The organism is Marinoscillum luteum (assembly GCF_044005705.1).
In the GTDB taxonomy this organism is placed as follows: domain Bacteria; phylum Bacteroidota; class Bacteroidia; order Cytophagales; family Cyclobacteriaceae; genus Marinoscillum; species Marinoscillum luteum.
The window spans coordinates 94528-120575 of the sequence record NZ_JBIPKE010000008.1 but is presented as its reverse complement, the minus strand read 5'-3'; the positions used below and the strand labels follow the sequence as shown (position 1 = coordinate 120575).

General features: G+C 45.9%; 24 protein-coding genes. 18 read left to right on the top strand and 6 right to left on the bottom strand.

All coding sequences use genetic code 11. The annotated features are described in order from the left end of the window. Positions 1-113 precede the first annotated feature (113 nt). Positions 114-845 carry a hypothetical protein gene (locus ACHKAR_RS01405; RefSeq protein ID WP_395415862.1) on the bottom strand — a complete coding sequence of 244 codons (732 nt, stop codon included), beginning with the start codon at positions 843-845 and terminating at the stop codon, positions 114-116. A 2273-nt stretch (positions 846-3118) separates the two neighbouring features. Here ACHKAR_RS01405 and ACHKAR_RS01400 point away from each other — a divergent pair. The 8 genes from ACHKAR_RS01400 (at position 3119) to ACHKAR_RS01365 (ending at position 9740) form a co-directional block, all read left to right on the top strand. Further along, positions 3119-3580, top strand: a complete 462-nt coding sequence (locus ACHKAR_RS01400) for an Lrp/AsnC ligand binding domain-containing protein (protein ID WP_159584655.1) — start codon at positions 3119-3121, stop codon at positions 3578-3580. Between the two features lie 139 nt (positions 3581-3719). After that, entirely contained in the window at positions 3720-5165 is a 1446-nt protein-coding gene (gene sufB / locus ACHKAR_RS01395) for a Fe-S cluster assembly protein SufB (RefSeq protein ID WP_159584656.1), read from the top strand. A 17-nt stretch (positions 5166-5182) separates the two neighbouring features. Next, positions 5183-5938: a Fe-S cluster assembly ATPase SufC gene (gene sufC, locus ACHKAR_RS01390; protein WP_159584657.1), complete on the top strand. Its 756-nt coding sequence runs from the start codon at positions 5183-5185 to the stop codon at positions 5936-5938. Positions 5939-5952: 14 nt separating this feature from the next. Then, positions 5953-7266 (top strand): Fe-S cluster assembly protein SufD, encoded by a 1314-nt coding sequence (gene sufD, locus ACHKAR_RS01385; RefSeq protein WP_395415860.1) that lies wholly within the window; start codon positions 5953-5955, stop codon positions 7264-7266. Position 7267: 1 nt separating this feature from the next. Continuing rightward, positions 7268-8503, top strand: coding sequence for an aminotransferase class V-fold PLP-dependent enzyme (locus tag ACHKAR_RS01380; protein WP_395415859.1), 1236 nt, complete (start codon positions 7268-7270; stop codon positions 8501-8503). Then, a complete protein-coding gene (locus ACHKAR_RS01375) occupies positions 8500-8937 on the top strand; it encodes a SufE family protein (protein ID WP_395415858.1) in 438 nt (145 codons plus the stop codon). The genes ACHKAR_RS01380 and ACHKAR_RS01375 overlap by 4 nt, the downstream gene beginning before the upstream one ends. 2 nt (positions 8938-8939) lie before the next feature. Further along, a complete protein-coding gene (locus ACHKAR_RS01370) occupies positions 8940-9278 on the top strand; it encodes an iron-sulfur cluster assembly protein (RefSeq protein ID WP_395415856.1) in 339 nt (112 codons plus the stop codon). A 45-nt stretch (positions 9279-9323) separates the two neighbouring features. After that, positions 9324-9740, top strand: a complete 417-nt coding sequence (locus tag ACHKAR_RS01365) for a BrxA/BrxB family bacilliredoxin (RefSeq protein ID WP_159584662.1) — start codon at positions 9324-9326, stop codon at positions 9738-9740. A gap of 341 nt (positions 9741-10081) precedes the next feature. On the opposite strand, the gene ACHKAR_RS01360 is transcribed toward ACHKAR_RS01365, so the two are convergent. Then, entirely contained in the window at positions 10082-10681 is a 600-nt protein-coding gene (locus ACHKAR_RS01360) for a porin family protein (RefSeq protein ID WP_159584663.1), read from the bottom strand. 146 nt (positions 10682-10827) lie between these two features. Between ACHKAR_RS01360 and ACHKAR_RS01355 the strand changes: the two genes are divergently transcribed. After that, positions 10828-11160 carry a PadR family transcriptional regulator gene (locus tag ACHKAR_RS01355; RefSeq protein ID WP_395415855.1) on the top strand — a complete coding sequence of 111 codons (333 nt, stop codon included), beginning with the start codon at positions 10828-10830 and terminating at the stop codon, positions 11158-11160. Continuing rightward, complete coding sequence (locus tag ACHKAR_RS01350) at positions 11160-13847, top strand: ABC transporter permease (RefSeq protein WP_395415854.1); 2688 nt, start codon at positions 11160-11162, stop codon at positions 13845-13847. The genes ACHKAR_RS01355 and ACHKAR_RS01350 overlap by 1 nt, the downstream gene beginning before the upstream one ends. 221 nt (positions 13848-14068) lie before the next feature. Here ACHKAR_RS01350 and ACHKAR_RS01345 read toward each other — a convergent pair whose 3' ends face one another. Continuing rightward, positions 14069-15397 (bottom strand): sugar porter family MFS transporter, encoded by a 1329-nt coding sequence (locus ACHKAR_RS01345; RefSeq protein WP_395415853.1) that lies wholly within the window; start codon positions 15395-15397, stop codon positions 14069-14071. A 62-nt stretch (positions 15398-15459) separates the two neighbouring features. Between ACHKAR_RS01345 and ACHKAR_RS01340 the strand changes: the two genes are divergently transcribed. The 4 genes from ACHKAR_RS01340 to ACHKAR_RS01325 are packed head-to-tail and all read left to right on the top strand — an operon-like array spanning position 15460 to position 18479. Further along, positions 15460-16350, top strand: coding sequence for an ROK family protein (locus ACHKAR_RS01340; RefSeq protein ID WP_159584667.1), 891 nt, complete (start codon positions 15460-15462; stop codon positions 16348-16350). Between the two features lie 30 nt (positions 16351-16380). Next, a complete protein-coding gene (locus tag ACHKAR_RS01335; protein WP_395415852.1) occupies positions 16381-16965 on the top strand; it encodes a hypothetical protein in 585 nt (194 codons plus the stop codon). 6 nt (positions 16966-16971) lie between these two features. Next, a complete protein-coding gene (locus tag ACHKAR_RS01330; RefSeq protein ID WP_449566848.1) occupies positions 16972-17346 on the top strand; it encodes a nuclear transport factor 2 family protein in 375 nt (124 codons plus the stop codon). Then, entirely contained in the window at positions 17343-18479 is a 1137-nt protein-coding gene (locus tag ACHKAR_RS01325; RefSeq protein ID WP_395415851.1) for a glycosyltransferase family 39 protein, read from the top strand. Before ACHKAR_RS01330 ends, ACHKAR_RS01325 begins: the two co-directional genes overlap by 4 nt. A gap of 140 nt (positions 18480-18619) precedes the next feature. Here the strand turns inward: ACHKAR_RS01325 and ACHKAR_RS01320 are convergent, their stop codons facing one another. Further along, positions 18620-18979, bottom strand: a complete 360-nt coding sequence (locus ACHKAR_RS01320; RefSeq protein WP_395415850.1) for a winged helix-turn-helix transcriptional regulator — start codon at positions 18977-18979, stop codon at positions 18620-18622. Positions 18980-19158: 179 nt separating this feature from the next. On the opposite strand from ACHKAR_RS01320, the gene ACHKAR_RS01315 reads away from it, so the two are divergent. After that, positions 19159-19536 carry a DoxX family protein gene (locus tag ACHKAR_RS01315; RefSeq protein WP_395415849.1) on the top strand — a complete coding sequence of 126 codons (378 nt, stop codon included), beginning with the start codon at positions 19159-19161 and terminating at the stop codon, positions 19534-19536. Positions 19537-19610: 74 nt separating this feature from the next. On the opposite strand, the gene ACHKAR_RS01310 is transcribed toward ACHKAR_RS01315, so the two are convergent. After that, positions 19611-21494, bottom strand: coding sequence for an ABC-F family ATP-binding cassette domain-containing protein (locus ACHKAR_RS01310; protein ID WP_395415848.1), 1884 nt, complete (start codon positions 21492-21494; stop codon positions 19611-19613). Positions 21495-21648: 154 nt separating this feature from the next. Between ACHKAR_RS01310 and ACHKAR_RS01305 the strand changes: the two genes are divergently transcribed. From ACHKAR_RS01305 to ACHKAR_RS01295, 3 genes are all read left to right on the top strand, one after another. Beyond that, the gene (locus tag ACHKAR_RS01305; RefSeq protein WP_159584673.1) at positions 21649-23436 is read left to right on the top strand and encodes a M61 family metallopeptidase; all 1788 of its coding nucleotides are present in this window, start codon (positions 21649-21651) and stop codon (positions 23434-23436) included. A gap of 238 nt (positions 23437-23674) precedes the next feature. Continuing rightward, positions 23675-24319 (top strand): peptide-methionine (S)-S-oxide reductase MsrA, encoded by a 645-nt coding sequence (gene msrA / locus ACHKAR_RS01300; protein WP_395415847.1) that lies wholly within the window; start codon positions 23675-23677, stop codon positions 24317-24319. Positions 24320-24356: 37 nt separating this feature from the next. Next, the gene (locus ACHKAR_RS01295) at positions 24357-24767 is read left to right on the top strand and encodes a Dabb family protein (RefSeq protein ID WP_159584675.1); all 411 of its coding nucleotides are present in this window, start codon (positions 24357-24359) and stop codon (positions 24765-24767) included. Positions 24768-24784: 17 nt separating this feature from the next. Here ACHKAR_RS01295 and ACHKAR_RS01290 read toward each other — a convergent pair whose 3' ends face one another. Then, positions 24785-25984, bottom strand: coding sequence for a GAF domain-containing protein (locus tag ACHKAR_RS01290; protein WP_395415846.1), 1200 nt, complete (start codon positions 25982-25984; stop codon positions 24785-24787). Positions 25985-26048: the final 64 nt, after the last annotated feature.

Here is a 26048-nt window from a genome sequence, read left to right as displayed (position 1 = left end):
AATCGCTAATTAGGTTTCAAAACCTGGCCTGTTAGTTAATGTTCCCCTATCAGTATCCTTTCTGGTTAAACATAATTTTAGAACATTAAGCTATGTCCTAATCTTGAAATAATTCAATGGGGTGAATCTAAAGGCCTGTTATCCGCTGGCTTCACCAGCTTTATAGTTATCCATTCATGCGGTTCAGGTTCGAAATCTCCTTCGAAAACCACATCTCGAATATTCAGCATGTCCAGATTACGCAGTTGTTCGACCTTTGAGTTTGGAATAGTGTCTTGATCAAGAATCACATACGTTGGAGTTCCGCCCCTCTCGTTAGCTAGAACAGTTTCAATGAGTTGTTCAATTGATTCCTTTCGGAATTCTACAATTTCCTCGTCCGAATAATTATCCTTCTCCCATTCATAAATATCCTGATTGTTAACCTGATTCTGCCACAACTGAGCATTTCTGTCCGCTTGAAAGCTGAAAATAGTTAATGTTATCGTCCAAAACAGAATAGTGAATCCAATGACATAAAGCCGCTGTTTATGTTTAGTGTGATAGCCTTCCTTCTTGAGAAACCAATCCCACAACAGAGTTCGGGGAATGTATAAAAACATAAAAAACATGTCCAGCCTAGAATAACTCTCTTCGCTCCGCTCTTTTGCTAGTCTTGAATTGAGTTGGTTAACCTCCTTTTGTAACTGTTTTGCGATTTTCTCCTGTTCTGATTCAGTGACGTTTCGTGCAACCAGTTCAGCTTTTGCTTGTTCAACGGCTTCAGGGTTCCAGTCTTCTGGGAAATGGGCTATACCGACAAGTTCTACTGTTTCTCTAGAGGCTATAGGAGGATCAAATTCCAATTTTGTGATTCTGTTTCAGTTTGCGTGCCTTGCGGATAACAACCGACTAACAACCATCAATGGCCATTACTCGCCTGTAACGCTACCAAATGTAGCAGATTTCAAATCTCAAACAAACCATTGTTAGCTATACAGGCAGGCACCTATCGGGGATCAAGCAGACAGACCGGGTGCAATAAATAAGGGATCAAGCGGAATTCCTGTGGGGAGATTGCATTAAAGATGGATGGTGACGTAGTTACCTGATACCTTACATCCCTCAATCCAATTGATTTGCTATATACCCTTCATTTTCTTTGCATGCCCCGGGCCGCGTAGGCAAAGAAAACGAAGCAAAAGAAAAGGCACCAACGCAAAAAATCATTTTGACTCATCTGGTTTGCGCTTTTTTAGGATTTTTTTGGAGTCAAAATGATTCACACTTGCCTTGGATGGCCCGCCCTCCTCTACGCCCTTGCTTTCTACTTTCAAGTGGATTAGTTCGATTTTACAAAATATAATTATATAGTGTCACCTCACACAAATATTGCTTAATCCTAAATCAGGGATCAAACCCGGAACCCTATGACTCACGCCTGGTGATAAAAGAAATCTGAAAAAAGAGAAATAATTGGAGGGGTAAAAGAAGAAAAAGGTTGCGGGACGCGTAGTCCGAGACGCGTAGTCCGGGGCACGTAGCCTGGCACCCTGCCACGACCGCATATAGGTGGGTATAAAAAGAAAAGGTTGCGGGACGCGTAGCCCGGGGCACGTAGCCTGGCACCCTGCCACGACCGCATATAGGTGGGTATAAAAAGAAAAAGGTCGCGGGGCGCGTAGCCTGGCATCCTGCCACGACCTCAAACCCCTAAAAAAGAAAAAGGTCGTGGCACCCCTACCACGACCAGATTCAAATAAACAACATTAACCCAAAAATGGCTGTAGGAGAAGGATTCGAACCTCCACAGAGCGGTTAGCCCCGACTATTCACGATAACTTACCTAAATAGGTTATCGTGAAAGAAACCGGAATTTATCCCTTATCTCCACCCCCGAGACAGGAGGGCATGTCTGCCAATTTCATCACCCTACAGTGAGTTGCATCGGCGTCTCCGATGCGTTTTGATTTTTCAAAATTAGTACATCCATTGATTTATTAAAATAATTTCAACTCTTTTAGTTAAAATTTACACATCGAATCAAATGAGCGCTTATTTATTAACAAAATAATAATTGAAGTGCGTTTGAAGCACCGAAATTAGATTTCATCTAATCAAATTTAGATTTTTTCAATTCATTATTTGGCAAAACATCAATGATATTCTATAAAATTTTAATGAACGACCCTAAAACCAAATTCAATGAGCACTTAAATGGACGTAAACAGAGGTTTTAGCCTACATACTGATTCACTTAAAGACAGAAAAAGGAATGGCGATAGCGGGGCATGAACCTGCCTGACCTGGATCTGGCCGATGATGGACGTGCCACTCTCCTCGATTTGGCTTTGGTGATCTGACCATTTCAGGTTCCTTCACGGATTTCTGGATTGATCCGGATCAAGCAATATTTGTGCGGGCTATCACTAAATGGTTATATTTTACGAAACCGAATTAATTCACTGTGAATTCAGAAAAGTTAGGACGCAAAGGAGGGTGGGGGCATCCAAGGCAAGTGTGAATCATTTTGACTCTAATAAAATTCCTAAAAAATGCTCAAATATGATGAGTCAAAATGATTTTTTGCGTGCGACCGGCTAGGTTGGTGCCCTTCTGTAGGAACACTAATTGTTTCCTTTGCCTACGCGGCCCGGGGCATGCAAAGAAAATGAAGGGTAAATGGCCAATCAACTAGATTGAGGTATATAAGGTATCAGATTACTACTTCATCATCCACCTTTAATGCAATCTCCCTACAGGAATTCCGCTTGATCCCAGAACTGGCATCCTGCCACGACCGGAAGGCCTGAAAAAAGAAAATGGCCGCGGCACCCCTACCACGACCAAATTCAATAAACAACATTAACCCAAAAATGATGGCTATAGGAGAAGGATTCGAACCTCCACAAGGCCTATTTTAGAATAATCGTTTGACTATTTCTAAAAACACAAGGCTTTGTTCCTTAATAATTATTTCCTACAGTATGAGCTTTGGCATTTCCAAAACCAGTTTGATAGTTCAAAAGTAATAGAACAGATATAATATTAAAAATATTTTAATAAATTTGCTCTATATTTAGATACTGTTTAAAATTGCATATCTATTATTGAATAATTAGAAACGAGCACAGTTACGATGAGCAAGAATTACGAAATTGACAATGTGGACCTCAAAATCCTCAATCTATTGATGGAGGACGCGAAAATACCCTATACTGAGGTAGCTAAAAAGGTCTTTGTTTCAGGAGGTACCGTGCATGTCCGCATGAAGAAACTGGAAGAGATGGGAGTCGTAAAAGGAACCACTCTCCAGATGGATTACTCAAAGCTTGGATATGACGTCACCTGCTTCATGGGTATCTACCTGCAAAAATCATCTTTATATGATAGCGTAGTAGAGCAACTCAAAGACATTCCTGAAATTGTGAAAGTTCACTACACCACGGGTAATTACAACATCTTTATTAAGATTCACTGCCGGGACACTAAACACCTCAAGGATGTTCTTCACGACAAAATCCAGAAGGTAGATGGTATAGAGCGTACTGAAACGTTCATTTCTCTGGAAGAAAGTCTGAACAGACACCTACTGTTCTAAATAAAGAACAACATTCCCAAGTGCTGTAGGTCTTTAAGTTCGATTCTTATTTAGAATAAATATAAATAAGTGTTTACTTTGTAAAACTTCCGAGGCTTTTGGGAGTTAAGCAAGTAATACAAGGAATCGAATAATCTTTATGAGTAAAGACGACCAAATCTTAGAAGAATTTACCTCAAGAGAATATGAGCATGGATGGCATGTGGACTTTGAGGCAGACGAGGCGCCTCTGGGTATCAATGAGGATATTGTAAGATTTATTTCAGCCAAGAAATCGGAGCCCCAGTGGCTACTGGACTGGAGACTGAAGGCCTACAAGCGGTGGACAGAAATGGAAGAACCACGATGGCCCAATGTCAAATACCCCGCTATTGGCTACCAGGACATCAAATACTACTCTGCTCCCAAGCAGGATAAGAAAGCCAAAAGTCTGGACGAGATAGACCCTGAGTTGCTCAAAACTTTTGAGCGATTGGGCATCTCCCTCAATGAGCAAAAAAGGCTCACCGGGGTAGCTGTGGATGCCGTGATCGATTCTGTATCGGTGGCCACCACCTTCAAAGAGACCCTTTCCGAACGTGGCATTATCTTTTGCTCCTTCAGTGAAGCAGTGCAGGAGCACCCTGAGCTCATCAAAAAATATTTAGGATCAGTAGTTCCGGCCGCCGATAATTACTTCGCTGCCCTGAACTCTGCGGTCTTTTCAGACGGATCCTTTTGCTATATCCCACAGGGTGTCAGATGCCCTATGGAACTTTCCACCTACTTCCGCATCAATGCTGCCAATACTGGCCAGTTTGAACGAACACTCATCGTAGCTGAAGAAGGCTCCTATGTCTCTTATCTGGAAGGCTGTACGGCCCCTCAGCGCGATGAAAACCAGCTGCATGCCGCGGTAGTGGAGATATACGCTGCCAAAGATGCTGAAGTAAAGTACTCCACGGTGCAAAACTGGTATCCGGGAGATAAAAATGGAAAAGGCGGGATTTACAACTTTGTAACCAAACGTGGCATTTGTGCCGGCGACAACTCCAAAATCAGCTGGACACAGGTAGAAACAGGCTCTGCGGTCACCTGGAAGTACCCTTCATGTATTCTAAAGGGCGACAACTCTCAGGGCGAGTTCTATTCTGTGGCAGTCACCAATAATCACCAGCAGGCAGATACGGGCACCAAAATGATCCACATTGGTAAAAACACCAAGTCGAGGATCGTGTCCAAAGGTATATCTGCCGGGAAATCGCAGAATAGCTACCGCGGACAGGTACACATCATGAAGCGCGCAGAAGGTGCACGAAACTTCTCTCAGTGCGATTCGCTACTTATGGGAGACAAGTGTGGTGCACATACCTTCCCATACATAGATGTGGAAAACAGCTCTGCTCAGGTGGAGCATGAGGCTACCACCTCCAAGATCGGTGAAGACCAGATCTTCTACTGCCAGCAGCGTGGTATTGATGAAGAAAGCGCCGTGGCCCTGATCGTCAATGGATTTGCCAAAGAAGTCATGAATAAGCTTCCCATGGAATTTGCCGTGGAAGCTCAAAAATTGTTGGCCCTCACACTTGAGGGAAGTGTCGGATAAGAAAATACCATTTATAAATGCTTAAAATTAATAACCTACAGGCCTCCATAGAAGGCAAGCAGATTCTCAAAGGAATCAACCTGGAAGTAAAAGCCGGAGAAATACATGCCATCATGGGTCCGAACGGATCGGGTAAAAGTACCCTCGCCTCAGTGCTGGCAGGAAGAGAAGAATATGAAGTAGATGGTGGCACCGTGGAATACCTGGGCAAAGACCTGCTGGACCTGGCCCCTGAAGAGCGTGCCAGAGCAGGCATCTTTTTGGCCTTTCAGTACCCGGTAGAAATACCCGGCGTATCTACCACCAACTTCCTCAAAACTGCCGTCAATCAGGTGCGTGAAGCGCGTGGACTCAAGGCCATGGATGCCGTTTCGTTTCTGAAAGAGATGAAGGAAAAAATGAAGCTGGTAGATATCGACCAGGCGCTATTGAGCAGATCATTGAATGAAGGTTTCTCAGGAGGTGAGAAAAAAAGAAACGAAATTTTCCAAATGGCCATGCTGGAGCCTAAGCTTTCCATTTTGGACGAAACAGACTCCGGTCTGGACATTGACGCACTTAAAATAGTAGCAGATGGAGTAAATAAACTCAGATCTGCCGATACGGCAAGCATCGTAGTAACTCACTACCAGCGTCTTCTGGACTACATCGTGCCTGATTTTGTACACGTACTCTACCAGGGCCGCATCGTGAAATCAGGAGACAAAACCCTGGCCTACGAATTGGAAGAAAAGGGATACGATTGGATCAAAGAAGAAGTAGCTGCAGTATAAAAGCGCATTAAATCATGAGTGAAGTTTTGAGTATAGAGCAGACCATTTCAGAGCAGTTTCAGCAATGGGCCGGACAGCATTTTGCAGACGAGAGCCCACTAAAAGCGCTTAAGACAGGTGCTTTGGAGCAGTTTTCTACTTTGGGCATGCCAGCACCAAAAAGCGAAGCCTATAAGTACACTCCCATCAGCAGGATACTGGGCAAGCAATTCAACTTTGCGGCGGAGACTACTCCTGCCAGCTTCTCAAAGGCCGATTGTCAATCTCAATTCTACCAGATAGCGGATGCCAATCACCTGGTCTTTGTCAATGGCCTGTTCAATGAAGAATATTCGACCATCGTGAGTCCGTCGAGCGACCTCACCATTCGGGTATTGGATGATCAGGCGCTGAAGGAGCATAGCGATATCCCGCAGTTGCTGGGAAAAACATCACACATCGAAACGGATGCATTTGCCTTGCTCAATCTTGCTTTTTTCAACCAGGGGATCTACCTGAAAGCTGCCAAAAACAAGGACAACAAAGACACCTTCATCTACCACTTCATAGATGGTACAGCCAAGGACGCCATTGTCTACCCAAGAATTCTGGTAAGCAGTGAAACCGGTTCGCGACTCAATATCTTTGAAAAGACCTTTATCCGGGGAGAGCAAAACACGCTCAATGTATCCATTTTTGAAGCAGATGTGCAGGCCAATGCGGAACTGAGGTATACCAAAATTCAGAATTACCTTACAGGTACCTATGCGGTAGAGGGCATTTACGCCACTCAAAAGAAAGACTCCAGGTTTTATACCAATACCTTCAGCTTCAAAGCTGCGCTGATTAGAAATAACATCTACATCAACGTGGATGCAGAAAACTGCGAAGCTCACATGAATGGTCTTTATCAGCTCGGAGGGAAAACCCATGTGGACAATAACACTTCCGTGGATCACCTGAAGCCCAATTGTTTCAGCAATGAGCTCTACAAGGGTATATTGGATGAAAACTCCCGTGGCGTCTTCAATGGTAAAATCTACGTAAGGCCGGAGGCTCAAAAGACCAATGCCTTTCAGTCCAATAATAACATCCTCCTGTCTGATACAGCCACGGTGAACACTAAGCCACAGCTGGAAATATGGGCAGACGATGTAAAATGCTCACACGGATGCACCACCGGGCAGCTGGATGAAGAAGCCATCTTTTACCTAAGGTCCAGAGGGATCAACAAGAAGCGGGCAAAAGCGCTGATGCTCAATGCCTTTGCCAATGAGACCCTCCAGGAAGTGAAAAACGACCTGGTAACCGCCGAAATAGAAGACATTATCACCAACAAGCTTGGATAAAATGAGCGTTGATACCAGCATATCCGTCGATGAAATCAGAAAAGAGTTTCCCGTTCTCCACCAACAGGTCAATGGTAAACCCCTGATCTATTTTGACAATGCGGCTACTTCTCAGACACCCGAGTGTGTCACCAATGCATTGATTCATTATTATCAGAATGACAATGCCAACATACACCGGGGGATCCACACACTGGCAGAAAGAGCAACTACCGCTTTTGAAGAAACCCGAAAAGCTGCGCAACGATTTATCAATGCCGGAGAAGCAGAAGAAATCATCTTCACCAAAGGTACCACCGAAGGAATCAACCTGGTGGCACAAGCCTACGGCAGGAAGTTTTTGAAAGCCGGAGACGAAATCATCATCTCAGGCATGGAGCATCACTCCAACATTGTACCCTGGCAGCTCCTTTGTGAGCAAACAGGCGCCAACCTGAAAGTGATACCCGTACAACCCAGTGGTGAAATCCTGCTGGAGGACTTTGATCGGTTGCTGACAGACAAAACAAAGCTTGTCTCAGTGGTCTACATCAGCAACTCGTTGGGTACCGTGAATCCGGTGGCCGAAATCATCGCCAAAGCCCATGCTGCAGGAGCAGTAACTATGGTAGATGGCGCACAAGCCGCACCACATCATCAAATTGATGTGCAGGCACTGGACTGTGATTTTCTGGCCTTTTCCGGGCATAAAATGTACGGCCCTACTGGTGTAGGAGTGCTGTATGGCAAACGTGCACTTTTGGAGCGCATGGACCCTTATCAGGGTGGTGGCGAGATGATCCGGGAGGTGACTTTCGAAAAGACCACCTACAACGATATTCCCTATAAGTTTGAAGCAGGGACTCCCAATATCGCCGATGTGGTGGCCTTCAAAGCTGCCATAGAATTCATTGAAGGTATTGGGTTCGAATTCCTGCATCAGCAGGAAATGGCTCTGCTGCAAAGGGGTAAGGAGCGGCTGTATAGCATCGATGGTTTCACGCCCATAGGCACTGCCGCCCACAAAACCAGTGTAATCTCCTTTCTCATTGATGGAGTGCACCCATTTGACCTGGGAATGCTTCTGGATGCTCGTGGAATCGCCGTGAGAACGGGACATCACTGCACCCAGCCTCTCATGGATCATTTTCAGATAGAAGGAACCGTACGCGCTTCCTTTGCTGTTTACAACACCGTAGAAGAGATTGACACCTTTGCTGAGGCCCTCAGCGAGATTGTAAAGAAATTCAGGTCATGAGTATAGCCGAGAAAGAACAGGAAATAGTGGAGGAATTTTCCATGCTCGATGGAGACATGGAAATGACCATCAACTACATCATGGAACTGGGCGAGCAACTACCCGAAATGCCAGCGGACAAGAAAAATGATGACCACATCGTCAAAGGCTGCCAAAGCAAGGTGTGGTTGGCGGCCACAGCCAATGAAACAGGCCAGGTCATCTTTCAGGCAGATAGCAATACTGCGGTCACCAAAGGGTTGGTGAGCCTGCTGGTAAGGGTTCTCTCTGAAGAGGCTCCTGAAGCTATCCTGAATACCGAAATCACTTTTCCCCAGCAAATTGGGATGAACAGATTTATAGGAACACAACGATCTAATGGCTTTGGGGCTATGATCAAACAAATGAAACTTTATGCCCTTGCTTTAAGTTCTAAAACTCAAACCGACGCATAGCGATGGAAGAAGACAACAAAACACAAATAGCCGACGATCTGAGCCTGAAGGAATCAGTGGTGAGAGCCATCAAAGAGGTATATGATCCGGAAATACCGGTGGACGTATATGAGTTGGGGTTGATTTATGAAATCAACATTTTCCCGATCAATAACATCCATGTACTGATGACCCTGACCTCACCTGCCTGTCCCTCTGCCGAGGAGATTCCGGGTGAAATAGAAAGACAAATCAAGGCGCTGCCGGAAGTAAACGATGTGACTGTGGAGGTCACTTTTGATCCTCCCTACACTACCGAAATGATGTCTGAGACCGCCAAATTGGAGCTAGGCTTCATGTAATACCTGACTGAAAATTTTAAAAACTGATTATAAAACAAAAACGATATGTATCCTGAACAACTTGTAGCTCCAATGCGTACCGAACTCACACATGTAGGGTTCGAGGAGTTGAAAACTGCAGAGGCAGTAGACAGCCTCATGAAAGATCACAAAGGAACTTCCCTGATCGTGATCAACTCTGTATGTGGATGTGCTGCTGGCACAGCCAGACCAGGTGTGACCACCGCCCTCAATCTGAGTGCAAAGAAGCCTGATCATCTGGCCACGGTATTTGCTGGTGTGGACATGGAAGCCACTGCCAAAGTAAGAGAATATACCATGCCTTTCCCTCCATCTTCACCGGCAGTAGCCCTTTTCAAAGATGGTGAGCTTGTGCATTTTGTAGAAAGACATCACATAGAAGGAAGGTCTGCAGAAATGATCGCCAACCACCTGGTGGAGGTTTTCAAGGAGTTCTGTTAATCATCTCCTTTCAAAAAAATCAAAAAGGCCTGCTCAGAAAATTCTGAGCAGGCCTTTTTTTTAGGACCCTTCCCACCAAACCGGAAGATCTGGTGTCGATGGAAATGAAGATAAGGGTTTGCCCTTCTTCAACCGTTTTAGCATTACCTAACAAAACGCACCGTTGACAAATCGTACAAAAACCTTACTGATCCTGATCGGCATTTTACTGGCCATTACACTCCTATTGACCATCAGTAGTGACCAATTTTCCTTTCCTTTGAATTCTGATAATCACTCGATAAATAAAAAAAGCCACTCCAGTAGCTACTGGAGTGGCTTTCCTTTCAAGAAGTCTGAGATCAGCTCCCTACTTTGAATAACCTGAATCCCAGCGAAAGCTGGAAGGTTCTGTTTTTAGCTTCTTCGCTCCCACTGTCTATATCCGTCAGACCCAAAATGTACCTTGCCGTGAAATTCACTCCAAATGGTGCATCCCATCCAGCACCAAATGCGGCACTGATGTCAGCGTTTTTATAACTGTCCTTGCTGATGGAGGTAGTACCCCCGTTACCATCTGAGATCTTGCCATCCGTGGACAGCAGCACTCCAAACTGAGGACCCACCTGTATGTTCAGTCCGGCAACGGCATACAGTTTCAACATCACCGGGATATCCAGATAAGTATACTCCTGCTTGAAGTCACCTGATATGTCATCAAAAGAAACCTGAGTACCTCGGGTAGAATAAAGCAGCTCTGGCTGAATACCAATATTCGCCACCTTGACTAAGGCGTAAGCCCCTCCATGATACCCGGTAGCACTTTCGTAGGTAGCCTGAGCATCTTCCCTGTTAATGTTCGCAAGATTCAGGCCTCCCTTAAGTCCCAATTCTACTTTGGCTTGTCCATAACTCACTATGGTGGCCAGTACGAGGATAGCTGATAAAAAAATCTTTCTCATGGTCAAAATGTGTTTGTTGTTTGTATAAAGTAAAGCTTTTCCGAGCGTACCCCCAAGAAAGTATAAAATACTCTTTGGGGTTTAACCTTTCTATATAAACTACGTATAGGAATTTAATATTTTATATACAGATAGGAATAAAAAGAATGAAAGACTTTCAACTCGGTGAATTTGAGGAAATTGTACTACTCACGGTGGCCATTCTCTTCGGAGATGCATACGGCGTGACTCTAAAAGCCGAAATAGAATCCAGGCTGAACAGAAAAGTGAGCATAGGCGCCTTACAGAGCGCCTTGCGCAGAATGGAAGAGAAGGGTTATTTGAATTCGGAATTTGGGGAAGCCACCGCCATGAGAGGCGGTAAACGTAAGCGTTTCTTTACAGTCACTGATCTGGGGAAAAAAGCACTGGCTGTTAGCCGGGACACACGCAATCAGCTCTGGGATGCCATCCCCGATGTGGCCTTTAAAATAGTTTAATGGAAGACCTCAATATCCAACCACCCAGAGGTGCCAACCGGCTGCTGGCTTTTTTCTGCAAAACAGAATACCTGGAGGATATTCAGGGTGATCTGGAAGAAGAATACATCCTGAAACATCAAAAAGGCCCTTTAAAAGCACTACTCTGGTACTACTGGCAGGTCATCAGGCTTTTTCGTCCGGGCCTCACCAAGTCATCAAAAATCAATCACCTCATACCAACCAACGGATCCATGTTTAGAAATCACCTCATCGTTGCCATTCGAAACCTTTGGAAATACAAGTCCGGCACCGCCATTAATATCATTGGGCTTTCCACAGGTATTTGCGCTTTCATCCTGATCGCCCTGTTTATCCAAGATGAACTCAGCTATGATCAACATCATGTACATGCTGATAATACCTATCGACTGACAGTCAAAAACATTGACAAAAACGGGGAGCTGAGCAGGCATTGGGCCTTTGCATCTGCCGGGCACGCCCAGCGGCTCAAAGCAGACTACCCCGAAATCACCCACGCTACCCGATTCTATGCCTGGGCGTTCCCGGACATTCAAATCGGAGATAAGGTCTTTCCTTCCGAGCAGGTCGTCTTCGCAGATAAGGACGTCTTTGATGTGTTCACCTTCCCGTTCATCCTGGGCAATGCAGAATCAGCCTTTCGGGAGATCAAATCCATCGTACTGACCGAACAAAGCGCCATCAGGCTCTTTGGTAATGACTGGCGCAATGATGACATCCTGGGAAAGACCATTCAGATCACCCGGGACGCGAACAAAGCTTCCTTTGTGGTATCCGGAGTGATGGAAGATATGCCCGAAAACCAGCATTTTCACTTTGAGTACCTCGCTCCCATAGAGTTTCTGGAGCCTGTTTTTGGAGAAGGGATGAACAACGTGACTGGCAACTACAACTGGCTCACTTACCTCAGGCTACAAGAGGGTACCGACCCACGCCGCATTGAACAATACAAAGACGACTTTTTTGATAAGTATGTGGGCTTGTTTGAAAATGGAATTCCAGCCAAAAAAGCCTACGATTTTGAGCTACAGCCCCTGCTCAGCATCCATCTCAACTCTCATCTGGAGGGTGAAATTGAAAGCAATGGCAGTTTGCAGCAAGTGTACATCTTTGGTACCGTAGGTATCCTGCTGCTGGTAGTTGCCTGCATCAATTATATGAACCTGGCGACCTCACATTTTTCCAGAAGGACCAAAGAAGTAGGTGTACGAAAAGCCATCGGAGCACAAAAATCTTCGCTCATTCAGCAATTTCTCACCGAGTCGCTCATGGTCAATCTCCTGTCCTTTCCGGTGGCCATAATGCTCACCTGGCTGGCGTTGCCATATCTCAATGATTTCATGGAAAAACAGCTGACATTCAACATGCTGGAAAATAGAGAACTTCTCCTGGGACTTATCCTGCTCCTCGTAATGGTTGCCATCATTTCCGGATCCTACCCAGCCCTTTTTCTTTCCAGAATAAATCTGATACAGGCCCTGAAAGGCGAGGCAGCCATCAACAGCAACAAATGGAATTTCAGAAGCTGGCTCATCACCTTTCAGTATGCCGTCACCATAGGCTTGCTCTTCACACTGGCCGTGATCGAGGGTCAGATGAAGTTCATTCAAAACTCAGACCCTGGCTACCGCAAAGACCAGATCCTACACTTGTCCATGAGCAGAAACATCCGCAATCTGGATGTTTTCAAAAATGAACTCCTGAGTCATCCAGCCATTCACAAAGCCACCTATGCCTCGCGAGTACCCACGGGCCGCCTGGCCGACAATTGGAATTCTGCGTTTTTCAATGACCAGACTGCCGTGGAAACCACCTTCAGACTGCCCTTTATTCTGGCAGACGAGGATTTCCTGGAAACCTTTGAGATCGAACTGGTGGCGGGCAAAAATTTTACCGCTGCCATGGAAATGAGTACAGACTCAGTGGGCTATTACCTTGTGAACAGGGCAGCAGCCAAAGCACTGGGATTTGATGATCCGGAAGATATCGTAGGCCGTAAGCTCTCCTATGGCAATTATGATGATCATACCTACAAGGCCGGTAGAATCCTGGGAGTCACCGAAGATTTTCATTTCGAATCGTTACACAGTGAAATCACCCCCATGGTGATCCTCAAAGGTGATTGGAATATGCGTACGATCTGCATGCAAATCTCTCCGGGAGATGTGCAAAGTGCATTGGCCCATGTAGAAGAAACCTGGACCAAATTTGATCCGATCAATAGTCCCGAGTATCAGTTTATGGATGATCTATTTGACCAGCAATACCAGGCCGAAGAGCGGCTGAGCACCATGATCAAAGTATTCACGGTCATTGCAGTGCTCATAGGATGTCTCGGACTTATCGGGATGGTAGGCTTTATTATTGACACCCGCTATAAGGAAATCGGAATCAGAAAAGTACTCGGAGCTTCTGTATTCAGCATCATCTCCATGATTGGGCAGCGGTTTCTTATCCTTATTGGAATAGGTTGTTTGGTGGCCCTTCCCACCTCTTACTTCTTTATTTCGGGGTGGCTGGATGGATTTGTGTATCACATTAACATTGGGCTGCTGCTGGTCATCTTACCCGCTGTGGCCACACTGGTGCTCACTCTGATTACCATTAGTTATCAGACACTCAAAGCATCACTCATCAATCCGGTGGAATGTCTCAAGGATGAATAAATAAAAAAACGCCCCTCCTCAGGGGCGTTCTTTGGAAATCTCTATAAACTCAGTTACTATCTAACCCAGGGTATAAACGATATCCAACCTAAATTCAAAACGTAAGCAAATATTGCCCGATTCGAATTTGGTTCAAACTATTACTCGGTGACCAACCTGAATAACTCGATGAACAAGACTGAAGAGCGGTTAAAGTCGTTCTGACTTTTTGGAGTACTCCCCTACTCCTTCACCAATCGCTTCTGTAGTTCCTCCAGTGAGACACCCTTGGTCTCCGGCATCAGGAATATCACAAATAGTAACTGCAACACCATAAACCCTGCAAAGAAGATAAAGACCATCCAGGGCTCAAATGTATTGATGAGCACCGCGCCAAAGAGGGTGATCAACGCCGCAAATACCCAATGGGTACCACAACCCCATGCCTGACCAAAAGCTCTGACCCTATTCGGGAAAATCTCTGAGATAAACACCCAGATCACTGCTCCCTGGCCTATCGCATGGGAGGCAATAAACATCAGTATAAAGCCCAACTTGAAATTGGCACTGGCCTCCGCATAGAAACCATAAGCCACCATGAGCAAGCTCACAATATAACCCACAGAACCTATGTACATGAGCTGCTTTCGGCCCGCCCTGTCGATCAGGTACATCCCCAGAATGGTAAACACCAGATTGACCCCACCTATGGAAATAGAGCTGAGCAGTGAGTCCGAGGAAGCAAAGCCTGCCTTCTCCAGGATTTCCGGAGCATAATAAAGGATAAAATTGATCCCGGAAAGTTGGTTGAAAAATGCAATCAAAAAAGCCAGCATCAACGGGATGCTGTAGCGTTTGGAAAACACTCCGCCCTGAATAGATTCCGAGGCCTTTCCATCTTTCTCAATTTCCGCGATCAGCGCCAATGCCTCCTCCTCAGTATTGGTTTTTCTAAGCACCTCCAGGGCCGCATCGTGATCTTTCTGATGGAGAATTAGCCACCTCGGACTTTTGGGAACACCCATGATCAGCAAGATATAGGCCAGCGCCGGGATGGCTTCTACGCCCATCATCCATCGCCAGTCATTGATACCATCGAAGCCCTTCAGCAGATAATTAGAGATAAAGGCAATGAGTATCCCGAATACTATGTTGAACTGATACAAAGCCACCATCTGCCCTCTGCTCTTGGCCGGAGCTATCTCTGAAGTATAAGTGGGTGCGGTGACTGACGAAGCACCTACCCCTAGTCCACCAATAAACCTGAAAAATGAAAATAAATAAGGGTCTGTAGCCAGCGCCGAACCCAAGGCTGAAATAAAATAGAGTATTCCAATCCAAAACAGTGTGGTCTTCCGTCCATATTTATCAGTAGGGATACCACCTGCGAGGGCTCCTATCACTGTTCCCCACAGGGCCATCGACATGATAAAAGTACCATGAAACCAATCTGAGGTATTCCACAGTTGTTTGATGGGCAGGTTAGCACCGGAAATCACGACCGTGTCAAAGCCGAACAGAAACCCGGCCATGGCCACCACTATTGAATAATAAAGAATTCGTCTATTCATGAATGATATTTTTCGGTTAATTTAGGCACATTTAGATACTATCATTAAAAAATTCGTAATATATGCTTTGGGGAATTGACCTGGGAGGCACCAAAATAGAGGGTGTTGTGTTGAATGAATCACATGAAGTACTGGCAAGAGAGCGTGTGCCCACTGAGGCCGTAAAGGGATTAGAGCACATCATCGGTCAGATTACCAAACTTTTAGACATTTTGGCTGAGCAGGTTGGGGAGCGCCCCACTAAACTAGGGATAGGCACACCTGGTTCGGTAGATCCGCAAACCGGTCTTTTAAAGAACAGTAATACCCAGGCGATCAATAATCAACCGTTTCTTCAATTGCTTCAGGAAGCATTGAACATTCCCATCAACATTGCCAATGATGCCAACTGCTTTGCTTTGGCAGAAACCGAAATGGGTGCAGTGCATGAGCAATACCCTGAAGCCAAGGTCATCTTTGGCGTGATCATGGGTACCGGAACAGGTGGTGGTATTGTCATCAATGGAAAAGTACTCAACGGCCGGCAGGGAATTGGTGGCGAATGGGGTCACACCTTTCTGGATCTGAGTGGTGGCGATTGCTACTGTGGGGATAAAGGCTGTGCTGAACGGATTCTGGCAGGCCCCTCACTGGAGCGCTATTATTTCGAGCAGTCCGGCAACAAAAGACCCCTGAAGGATATCTATGCCGACTACAAAGCGGGCATCGACCCAATCGCTCAAAAAACCATCGATCGCCTCATACACTTTTTTGGACTGGGGCTTTCCAATGTGGTGAATGTGCTGGATCCGGATGTCATTGTGATCGGCGGTGGAGTTTCAAACCTTGATGTACTATTCAATGAAGCGGTGGACTCCCTCAAAAAGCACGTTTTTAACCCATCGTTCAATACACCCATTATCAAACCGAAACTAGGTGATAGTGCCGGAGTATTTGGTGCAGCTCTGCTGTAGGGAGGGGATAGAACGCAACCAAAACCTGATATGAAAAAGTACTTTGCTGATGGTCTGCTTATCGTATTCAGTGTGCTATTCGCACTCCTCATCAATAAGCTATACACTGATTATCAGACCAATCAGAAGAAAGAGTTTGCGCTCAGGAGTATCAAACAAGAGCTTGAACAAAATCTGGCCATTGTTCAAACCTGGAAAGAAAGGCACTCGGCTATTAGGGACAAGCTCAGCCAAGTGAACGAGGGTAAAACCGACACTTTGAAGCAGCAGTTGCAGCAGTATCCATTTTTCAACTTTGGGGTACTCACCAATGGCCAAAGTCTGATCAACGAAATCATGATCAATACCGCCTGGGAGACCTCAAAGACCACTGGTATTATATCCGAGTTTGATTTCAAAACGACTGAAAAGCTCACATACGTTTACCTCATGCAGGAGGTAATCACAGACAGAACCATCACCAACATCCTGGACCTGTACTTTGATATGGAAACTCACAAAATCGAAAATCTGGATCCGGTCCTGATTCAGTTTGAATTACGTTTTGGGGAGTTGGCAGGCCAGGAGTATTTGTTGGAACACCTCTATGAGGACGCCATTTCACAACTAAACTGACCTCCGATGATCAAACCCAAAGCACTTGTACAAAAATGGGTGGATTTATTCAATGCCGGGGATGCCCAGGGCCTTGCCAACCTGTATCATGACGATGCCATCAACCATCAGGTAGCCAATGAGCCCATTTCCGGTAAGTCTGCCATCTATGAAATGTTTAAGTCAGAGTTTGCACAGGCAGAAATGACCTGTGTGGTGGAGCAAATACTCGAGGACGGTGAGTGGGCCATCCTGGAATGGAAAGACCCTCTTGGCCTGAGAGGCTGTGGATTTTTCCAGGTGATTGAGGGGAAAATTAAGCTTCAGCGCGGATACTGGGACAAACTCTCCTTTCTCAGACAACACAACCTGCCAATACCACCCATGTCGGAAACTGAATGATTTCACCACAAGCATCCGGAGCATTCAAGGCTTTCACAGAAAGTAAAGCATCAAGTCTGCTGCTTATACTCCTCTGGCTGCTGGCACAACTGATTGCTTACCTGCTCTTTGGTATACAAACCCCCGTAGATACCAAAGAGTATATGACCGATGCATTATCCATCAGATCGGGTGAATGGCCCTCAGATCACACCTTTTGGTATAGCGGATACTCCTCGCTGCTGGCCCTGATCCATTGGTTTGGAGCACCATATGAAGCAATCATTTGGATACAGCTAATAGCGTCTGCTCTGGCTGCTGCCGCACTGTATCACCTGGCTCAGCTCTGGGGGGGAGAGTCGTCTGCATTTATCGCCACATTACTTTACATCGGGTGGCTGGAGATTCACCAGTGGACCATGATCCTTTATACAGATTCCCTGTTTACAAGTTTGATCATCTTGTCTGTATATGCCATCTATTTTTCACACCATCGCTTACAATATTTGGGTGCATTCGTACTCATCCTCCTCACAGCGTTTATCAGGCCTGTCGGGGCACTCTTTCTGGCGGCCCTTTTGAGTGCTCTGTTTTTTCACCCCAGGGTAAAAACCACTCCCGTTCCCTATCGCATCGGCATTGGACTGATCGTTCTTGTAGGGTTCCTCTTTTTGCTCAACTTTATTTTGCAGGATTATGTGTCTTCGTTTATCAATAGCTACTCACAGGCCGAAATCATTTATCCAGGCCGCACCATACTTACACCTCCAAAATCGCTGGAGATCCCCGACACAGATTTGCAACCATTGGTTCGTCTTGTTTCTTTCATGGTTTACAATCCCCTCTACTTCCTTCAGCTGTCTCTGATGAAAGGCTTACTCTATCTGGGTCATGTAAAACCTTACTTTTCCATCATACACAATCTGATCATTGTGCTATCACTCTACCCGATCTATTATTTCAGTATCAGAGGATGGAAATCAGTCGAAATGAACCCACTCAAGGCATTCATCACCATATTCATTAGTAGCCAGGTATTAATGGTCAGCTTCACTTCCGAGAATTGGGATGGCCGATTTCTTCTGCCGGTGCTTCCCTGGATTTTCCTGCTGGCATCTATTGGACTGAGTCGTTCGTTTTTCGAATCTGAATGAAAGCGTCTTCACGCAGGACGGGAGCATTCGTCAGGGCCCGTCATACAACCCTAATTTCAGCGACAAAAAAGCGGCATCAGATGCTATCTGGTACCGCTTTTTCACTTTCGCATCCCGTCTCATCGGGCAAATTAGTGGGATCATTTCCCAAAAATACGCTTGCGGTGCTGCACTCCCCACTCTACCATCGGCTCCAGTACTTGCTTGAGTGACTCACCGGAGGCGGTCAATTCATACTCCACCGTAACAGGGGTAGTTGGGTGCACCGTTCTGCTCACAATTCCATTCACCTCCAACTCTTTTAACTCCTTGGAAAGCATTCTGGGGGTGATTTTAGCGATATCACGCTCCAATTCCTTAAAGCGCTTCTTGCCATACATCAGTGACCCAATGATGGGTAGCTTCCACTTACCACTGATCACATTGAGCGTGTCGTTGATCGCCAGTACGAAATGCGAGGAACAACTCTTTACTTCCTCCAACTCTGAAACTATACTCATATAATTGATTTTCAGGTTACTATACAAAAGTATAGTGATATACTATAGTAAATAGGTTACTAATATATATCGACATTCTTAGTTTTGCCGTATTAAACAGATACAAACGAGAAAAATGGGACTCAGGTACAGACTCAGCTCCCTTTTCTCTTCATAACTCATTCAAATTCAACAAAAAGATGAAAAAAGACAAAATTATCTACTGGGCCACCACCGGAATCATTTCGTTGATGATGCTCTTTGCAGCGTTTTCATATTTCACAGACGAAAACGTGAAAAATGCCATGGGCACGCACCTTGGTTTCCCGGATTATTTCAGAGTGGAGCTAGGCATTGCGAAAGTACTGGGTGCCCTGGCCCTGATTCTGCCTATGGTCCCCACCAGGCTTAAAGAGTTTGCTTACTTTGGGTTTGCCCTCACTTTTGTGTCGGCATTCTATGCGCATCTCTCCAGCGGTGATCCCCTGGCAGCCTCTATAGGTCCTATAGTGTTTTTGGGCGTTCTGGCAGTGTCTTATGTGTATTTCCAAAAGCGAACATCATTGGCACAATCCTAAGCGACGAAAACTCAACCAGGGACAAAAAAAGGGCCCATTCCTACCGGAATGGGCCCTTTTTCATAACCCATGATTTACACCCCGGCCTTGTCAGACAACTCCAGCCAGCGCATTTCTTTCTCCTCAATGGAATCCCTGATGGCCTCCAGCTCTTCAGCAAGCTTCTGCAATTCCTCAAAATCCGTCTTTTGATTCATCAGCGCTGTTTTGGTATCCCTTTCCTTTTCCAGTTTGGCTATTTCTCCTTCCAGCTTGTCGTATTCGCGCTGCTCATTGTAGGATAGTTTCTTTTTCTCGGTTTTCACTGGCTCCGCAGGTGCAGGACTCTTATCCGTTGACTTTTTAGGTGCTTCTTCCTTTTTGGCCAGTTTCCCCCCTTGCTCCCTGAAGTCGGTATAATTGCCCGGGAAGTCTCGCACTTGCCCCTCTCCCTCAAATATGAACAGGTGATCGGTTAGTTTATCCATGAAGTAACGATCGTGAGAAACAATCATCAGACAACCCTCAAAATTGTCCAGATAATCCTCCAGGACATTCAGGGTCATCAGGTCCAGATCGTTGGTAGGCTCATCCAGAATCAGGAAGTTGGGATTGTTCATCAGCACACGGAGCAGCTGCAGCCTGCGGCGCTCCCCTCCACTCAGCTTACCCACCATGTTAAACTGCATTTTTGGAGGAAATAAGAATTGATTCAGGAGCTGAGAAGCAGTGATCACCGAACCATCAGCCATCTTGATCACCTCTGCCACTTCCTTGATCACATCTATCACCCGACTGTTGGGGTTGAATATCTGCTCCTCCTGGGTGTAGTAGCCAAACTTGGTGGTCTGCCCCAATTCCATATTGCCACTATCCGGCAATATATTGCCAATCAGGAGGTTTAGAAAGGTGGATTTACCCACGCCATTAGGGCCCACTATACCCACTCGTTCTTTCCGCTGAAAGGTGTGCTCAAAATTCTCGAGGATTTTGATCTTGTCGAACCGCTTGGAAACGTGCTCCATCACAAGAATCTTTTTACCCTGACGCTCGCCTTTCAGATTAACCTCCATCTCTGCACGCTGTGTCCCCTTCGAGGCTTTTTCTTTGGTTTCATAAAAAGCATCTACCCGATACTTGGCCTTGGTGCCCCTGGCTTTCGGCTGCCTGCGCATCCACTCCAGTTCTTTTCTCAGCAGGTTCTTGGCTTTATCTACCGTAGCCGCATCCTGTGCTTCGCGCTCGGCCTTTTTCTCCAAAAAGTTCTGATAGTTGCCTTTGTATCTGAAAAGCTCCCCTTGATCAATCTCCATGATCTCATTGGTCACTCTATCCAGAAAGTACCGGTCGTGGGTCACCATGAGAAGGGTAAGATTGGCTGTAGCCAGGTAGCTTTCCAGCCACTCTATCACGTCCAGGTCCAGGTGGTTAGTGGGCTCATCCAAAATCAAAAAATCCGGCTTCACTACCAACGCACGGGCCAAAGCCACCCGCTTTCGTTGCCCACCAGATAGCTCACCCATCTTTTGCTCCAGATCATGCAGCCCCAATTCGCCTAACAATTGCTTTACCTGACTTTCATAATCCCAGGCATTCAGCTGATCCATTCGCTCCAGAACATCTGTGAGGTCAGGCGCATTTTCAGGATCCACGGTAGCCTTGTGTATGGCTATCTCATAGTCCCGGATCACATTAAGTTCTTCAATATCTTCAGCAAAAACCGCTTGTACAATGTTGTCATTGTCGTCAAACTCCGGACTCTGTGGCACCATGGCCACCCGCACGCCTTTTCTAAAAGACACCTCCCCACGATCCGGAGGCTCTATCCCCGCAATAATCTTCAGTAGGGTGGACTTCCCACAACCGTTCACTCCCACCAAAGCGGCCTTTTGGCCTTGCTCCAGTCCAAAAGTTAGATTCTCAAATAGCTGGCGTTCATCATAATTTTTGGCCAGATTTTCCACGGATAGATTATTCATGGCGCAAAGGTATTTGAGTTTACCTTCTCCATGACGATAAGTATCTAAAGAGATTATGATTTACTCTGGCCCACGGATCAAATACCCTTATCGTTTGGGTGACCTACTTTTGTCATTTTAGTATATTCGAACCTTCAAAAACTCCAATGACCACATGCTCAGAATACTCTTTGCGCTGTTGATACTTACTGGCTTCAGTCAAATAAAAGCTCAAACTCCCGTCCGCTACAGCCTTGGGCTGGACAACATACATCATCATGAACTTCGCATCACCGCAACCTTCTCTGATCTCACAGGAGAAACCCTGGAAATCAGGATGCCAAATGCTTCACCCGGCAGGTATGCCGCACACAACTTTGTGAAAAATGTTTATGAAGAAATGGCTTTTGATGCCGCAGGTAATCAACTGCCCTTAAAACGAATTACTCCCTTTTCCTGGGAAATTCCTGTAACTGAAGGCATCGTGAACTTTGCATACACCCTCTACGGAAACCACGCTGATGGCACCTACATGGGCATAGATGCCAAAAAGATCCACATGAACATGCCTCCTACATTTGTCTATGCTCCGGAACTTCAGGATCGGGAAATAGAGCTCATTATTCCTGCCAGTAACCCCGAATGGGAGGTGGCCACTCAGCTCATCAAAAAAAATGATTCTACTTTCAGCGCGCCTGATTACTACTACTTTTATGATAGCCCTACCCTGGTGGGTGAAATCTCATGGAGGCGTTGGGATGTAGAAGGGCAAACAATAGAGATAGCCATGATGCATGAAGGCACGGAAGCCGAGTTGGACAGTTATACTGAATGGGTAAAAAAGGTGGTAAAGAAACAGCAAGAGATTTATGGCTCCCTACCAAAATTTGATTTTGGCAAATACACCTTTCTGGTAGCCTACAACCCATGGGTAGATGGAGATGCGATGGAACACCGAAACTCTACTGTCTGCACTGGCACGGGTAGTCTCAGGGCCAACGCTCATCAATATATTAGTACCATTGCTCATGAGTTTTTCCATGCATGGAATATCGAACGAATTAGACCTGCCTCATTAGAACCCTTTGATTTCGATGTACCCAATCTATCGGAGGCACTGTGGTTTGGTGAGGGCTTCACCTCCTATTTCGAGAAGTTGGTACTGACCCGGGCCAAAATACTGGAGCCAGAGCAATACATCAAAGGGCTTGTAGGTGGGCTGAATTATGTACTCAACAGCCCGGGGCGTTCCTTTAGAGGACCGATAGAGATGAGTCACAATGCACCGTTTACGGACGCCGGTACAGCCAATGATGAGACCAACTACGCCAACAACTTCATTAGCTACTACAGCTATGGTGCAGTGCTGGGGCTGGGACTTGACCTCACCCTGCGTACGAAGTATGATAAAACGCTGGATGAGTACATGCGGGCAGTATGGCTGGAGTTTGGGCAGACGGAGATTCCATACACTATGGCCGACCTGCAAAAAGTACTGGGCGAGCTGACCAGGGACCCTGGATTTGCGGCAGCTTTCTTCGAGCGTCAAATTTATGACAGCAACCTTCCCGACTTTGAAGCACTATTCGCAGAGTTTGGCATCAAAATGTCCCTCCAAAACCCAGGTTCAGCCTACTTTGGCAATCCTAAACTGGACGATGATGGTTATGTACAAAGCACCATCTTGCGTGGTACCGCTTTCTATGAGGCTGGTATAGAAAAAGGTGATCAGATCCTAACTATGAATGGAAGAGAGATCAGTACAACCAGCGACCTCAACAGAGTCATTAATTCATTGGAAATAGGAAAAGAATATACGGTGACTTATAAGCAGTTTGGTAAGGAAAAAACGGGAACATTCACAACAGTGCAGGATCCGAGAATAACACTCTCCTATCTCTCCAATGACAAACTCAAGAAAGCAGTGATCAAAAGGAGAAACCGCTGGCTGCACCTTGAGTGAGTGAAAAAGAAAAGCGCGACCCCCTCTCGGGAGCCGCGCCATCTATCACCGCCTAACCTAACCTTAATGTTTTTGATCGAATTCTATACTTAAACTCTGGATGTTGGCTTTTGGTTCACAACGTTTCAACTTTTTTTTCAAATGTAGCTGCGGCTACATTTACCTTCCAATTTCCAGGTCGGTTTCATCGATATAAACTGTTTTTGCGTAGCAATGTTGTATCATAAACAGTATTAATATGAAAAATTTATTCTTAATCTTCGTGTTGTCCTTCACCATGAGCTGCAATGGCAACAGCAGTGCTTCACAGGCTGATCAGCAACTGAGTGACCGGAACTATTCCACATTGGATACTGCTACTTTTGCCGGGGGTTGTTTCTGGTGCATTGAAGCGTCCTTTGAGCAGATCATGGGGGTGAAAGAAGCTGTGTCTGGTTACGCCGGAGGGGATCCAGCCACTGCCAAATATGACCTGGTGAGTTCAGGGCGGACCGAACATACTGAGACGGTTCAAATCTACTTCGACCCGGAAGTCATTGATTACAGTACCCTTCTGGACATCTTCTTCACGGCACACGACCCCACCCAACTCAACAGACAAGGGCCTGATGTGGGCACTCAATACAGGAGCGCCATTTTTTATCACAATGAAGAGCAAAAAGAACACGCAGAAAAAAAGATGGCTCAGCTTCAGTCGCGGTATTCAGGTAAGATTGTCACCCAGCTAAACCCTTACATAGCATTTTATGAAGCAGAGGCCTACCATCAAAATTATGAGAAAAACCACCCCTTCAATCCATACATTATGAATGTCTCCAGGCCAAAGATCGAAAAGGTGAAGAAGCAATTTTCAGATCGCCTGAAAAAGGAAGCCCGAGACTGATCAAAAATTTTTAAATTGTTTTCAAAAACCCAACCCTATGAACAAGAGAAGATCGTTTTTTAATAAATCCTTATTATCCCTAGCGGGTTTGAGCCTTATGCCCACCATTCTAAAAGCCACACAAAAAGACAAAGTAATCAATGGCCGTTTTATCCATATGGTCTTCTTTTGGCTCAAGCCAGAGACGGATATCGCTGATTTTCAGCGGGCTACCGAAAACTTTCTAATGCAGGTACCTGAGATCGTCAACTACCATCTGGGAGAACCTGCCGGTACTCCCCGCGAAGTGGTAAACAATACCTATTCGGTCAGCCTGGTGGTCACCTTTGCCAGTAAGGAGGATCAGGATATATACCAAAAACATCAGGCCCATCTGAAGTATATCGAGGAAAATAAGGACAAGTGGACCGATGTAAAAATCTTTGATTCCTGGGGCAAGGAAGACTAGTTCCATAGCACGGCAGGTTATTGCCGGGTTTTTACCACTGAGAAAAGTAGCATAACCCGGCCATCTTCCATTCTTACGGATACGGTTGGGTCCTCATCAGTATGAGTTTTCAGCTCTTTGACTATCTCCAACAGTTCCGCCTCGGGCATGCCCCTGGCCTCCAGCACCAAAGCAGCATTGGAATCACCAGATTCCATGGTGATACGGATCTTTTCCCGGAGGCCTGAATTGACCATTCTGGAGGCAAACATGGAGAGTGTCATCGCCAACAGCGAAACTCCGAATGGTCTGGGAGTAGAGACAAAAATATCCTCCTCTATTTCAGGTAAGAGCACCCCACCACTTTGTACGGTGCTGTGTCTCGCGAGCTCACGACCAGAGATGGCAATTTCTGATAATAAAGTAGTGGTAGATGAATGAAACACGTGCTCCAGGGCATCGATGGAATCCTCTGCATCATCCACACTTACTGTGATATCATACAGCCCGTTCTGATATTTATCCAGTGCCTCCTTGGCTCGGGACAATGTCTTCAACATCTCCTCCTTGGAGAAGGTGCGTCCGTATAGCGAACGCTCTGCTATTCGCAAAAAAGTGCTCAATTCTAAAATGGTGGCATGTCCAACGTCGATTCCGGATCTGATCGGTTTGAGAAGACCCCGCAGTTCTACCAGGGCCGGAAAAGCAGCATGCTCCAAAAGCATAGCATTGGATTGATTCCTACGACTGGCCAGCGCTGAAAGCCTGCCATTCACCAGCATCGATAGTTTTCTTAAATCATTGCGCTCGGTCTCTGTGAATTTACGGGGCTTGGTATCGAGTACACAGAGTGAACCTACCACCGTATCATTGATGGTGACCGGCATCCCCATGTACGCACGAATATCATATTGCTCCACCAGTTCCTTTGGAACTCTGTCATCCGTAAGAGCATTTTCCACTTCGAAAGATTCACCTGTAGCCACCACAAACTGGCAAAAAGAAATGTCCCTATCAGTCCCTCGCATAGCCGCCAGGTCCTGTGGTAAACCATAGTGGGCTTTGAAGAACTGAACATGCTCCATCACAAGCGTCACAAGGGCTATCGGGGTGTTGAGGTCACGAGCGGCCTCCTCTACGATCATCTTGAGCTTCTCATCATCGGCCTCCGCCAGAAGTTCACGACTAAACACCGTATTGCGGTCTGATCGGGATCCTAAATCATTGATTTTATTCATTCAATCTTCATTCAATCCTCCCAGGGAATAAAAAATGTGCAATTATGGTTAAGTTAAACGTAAA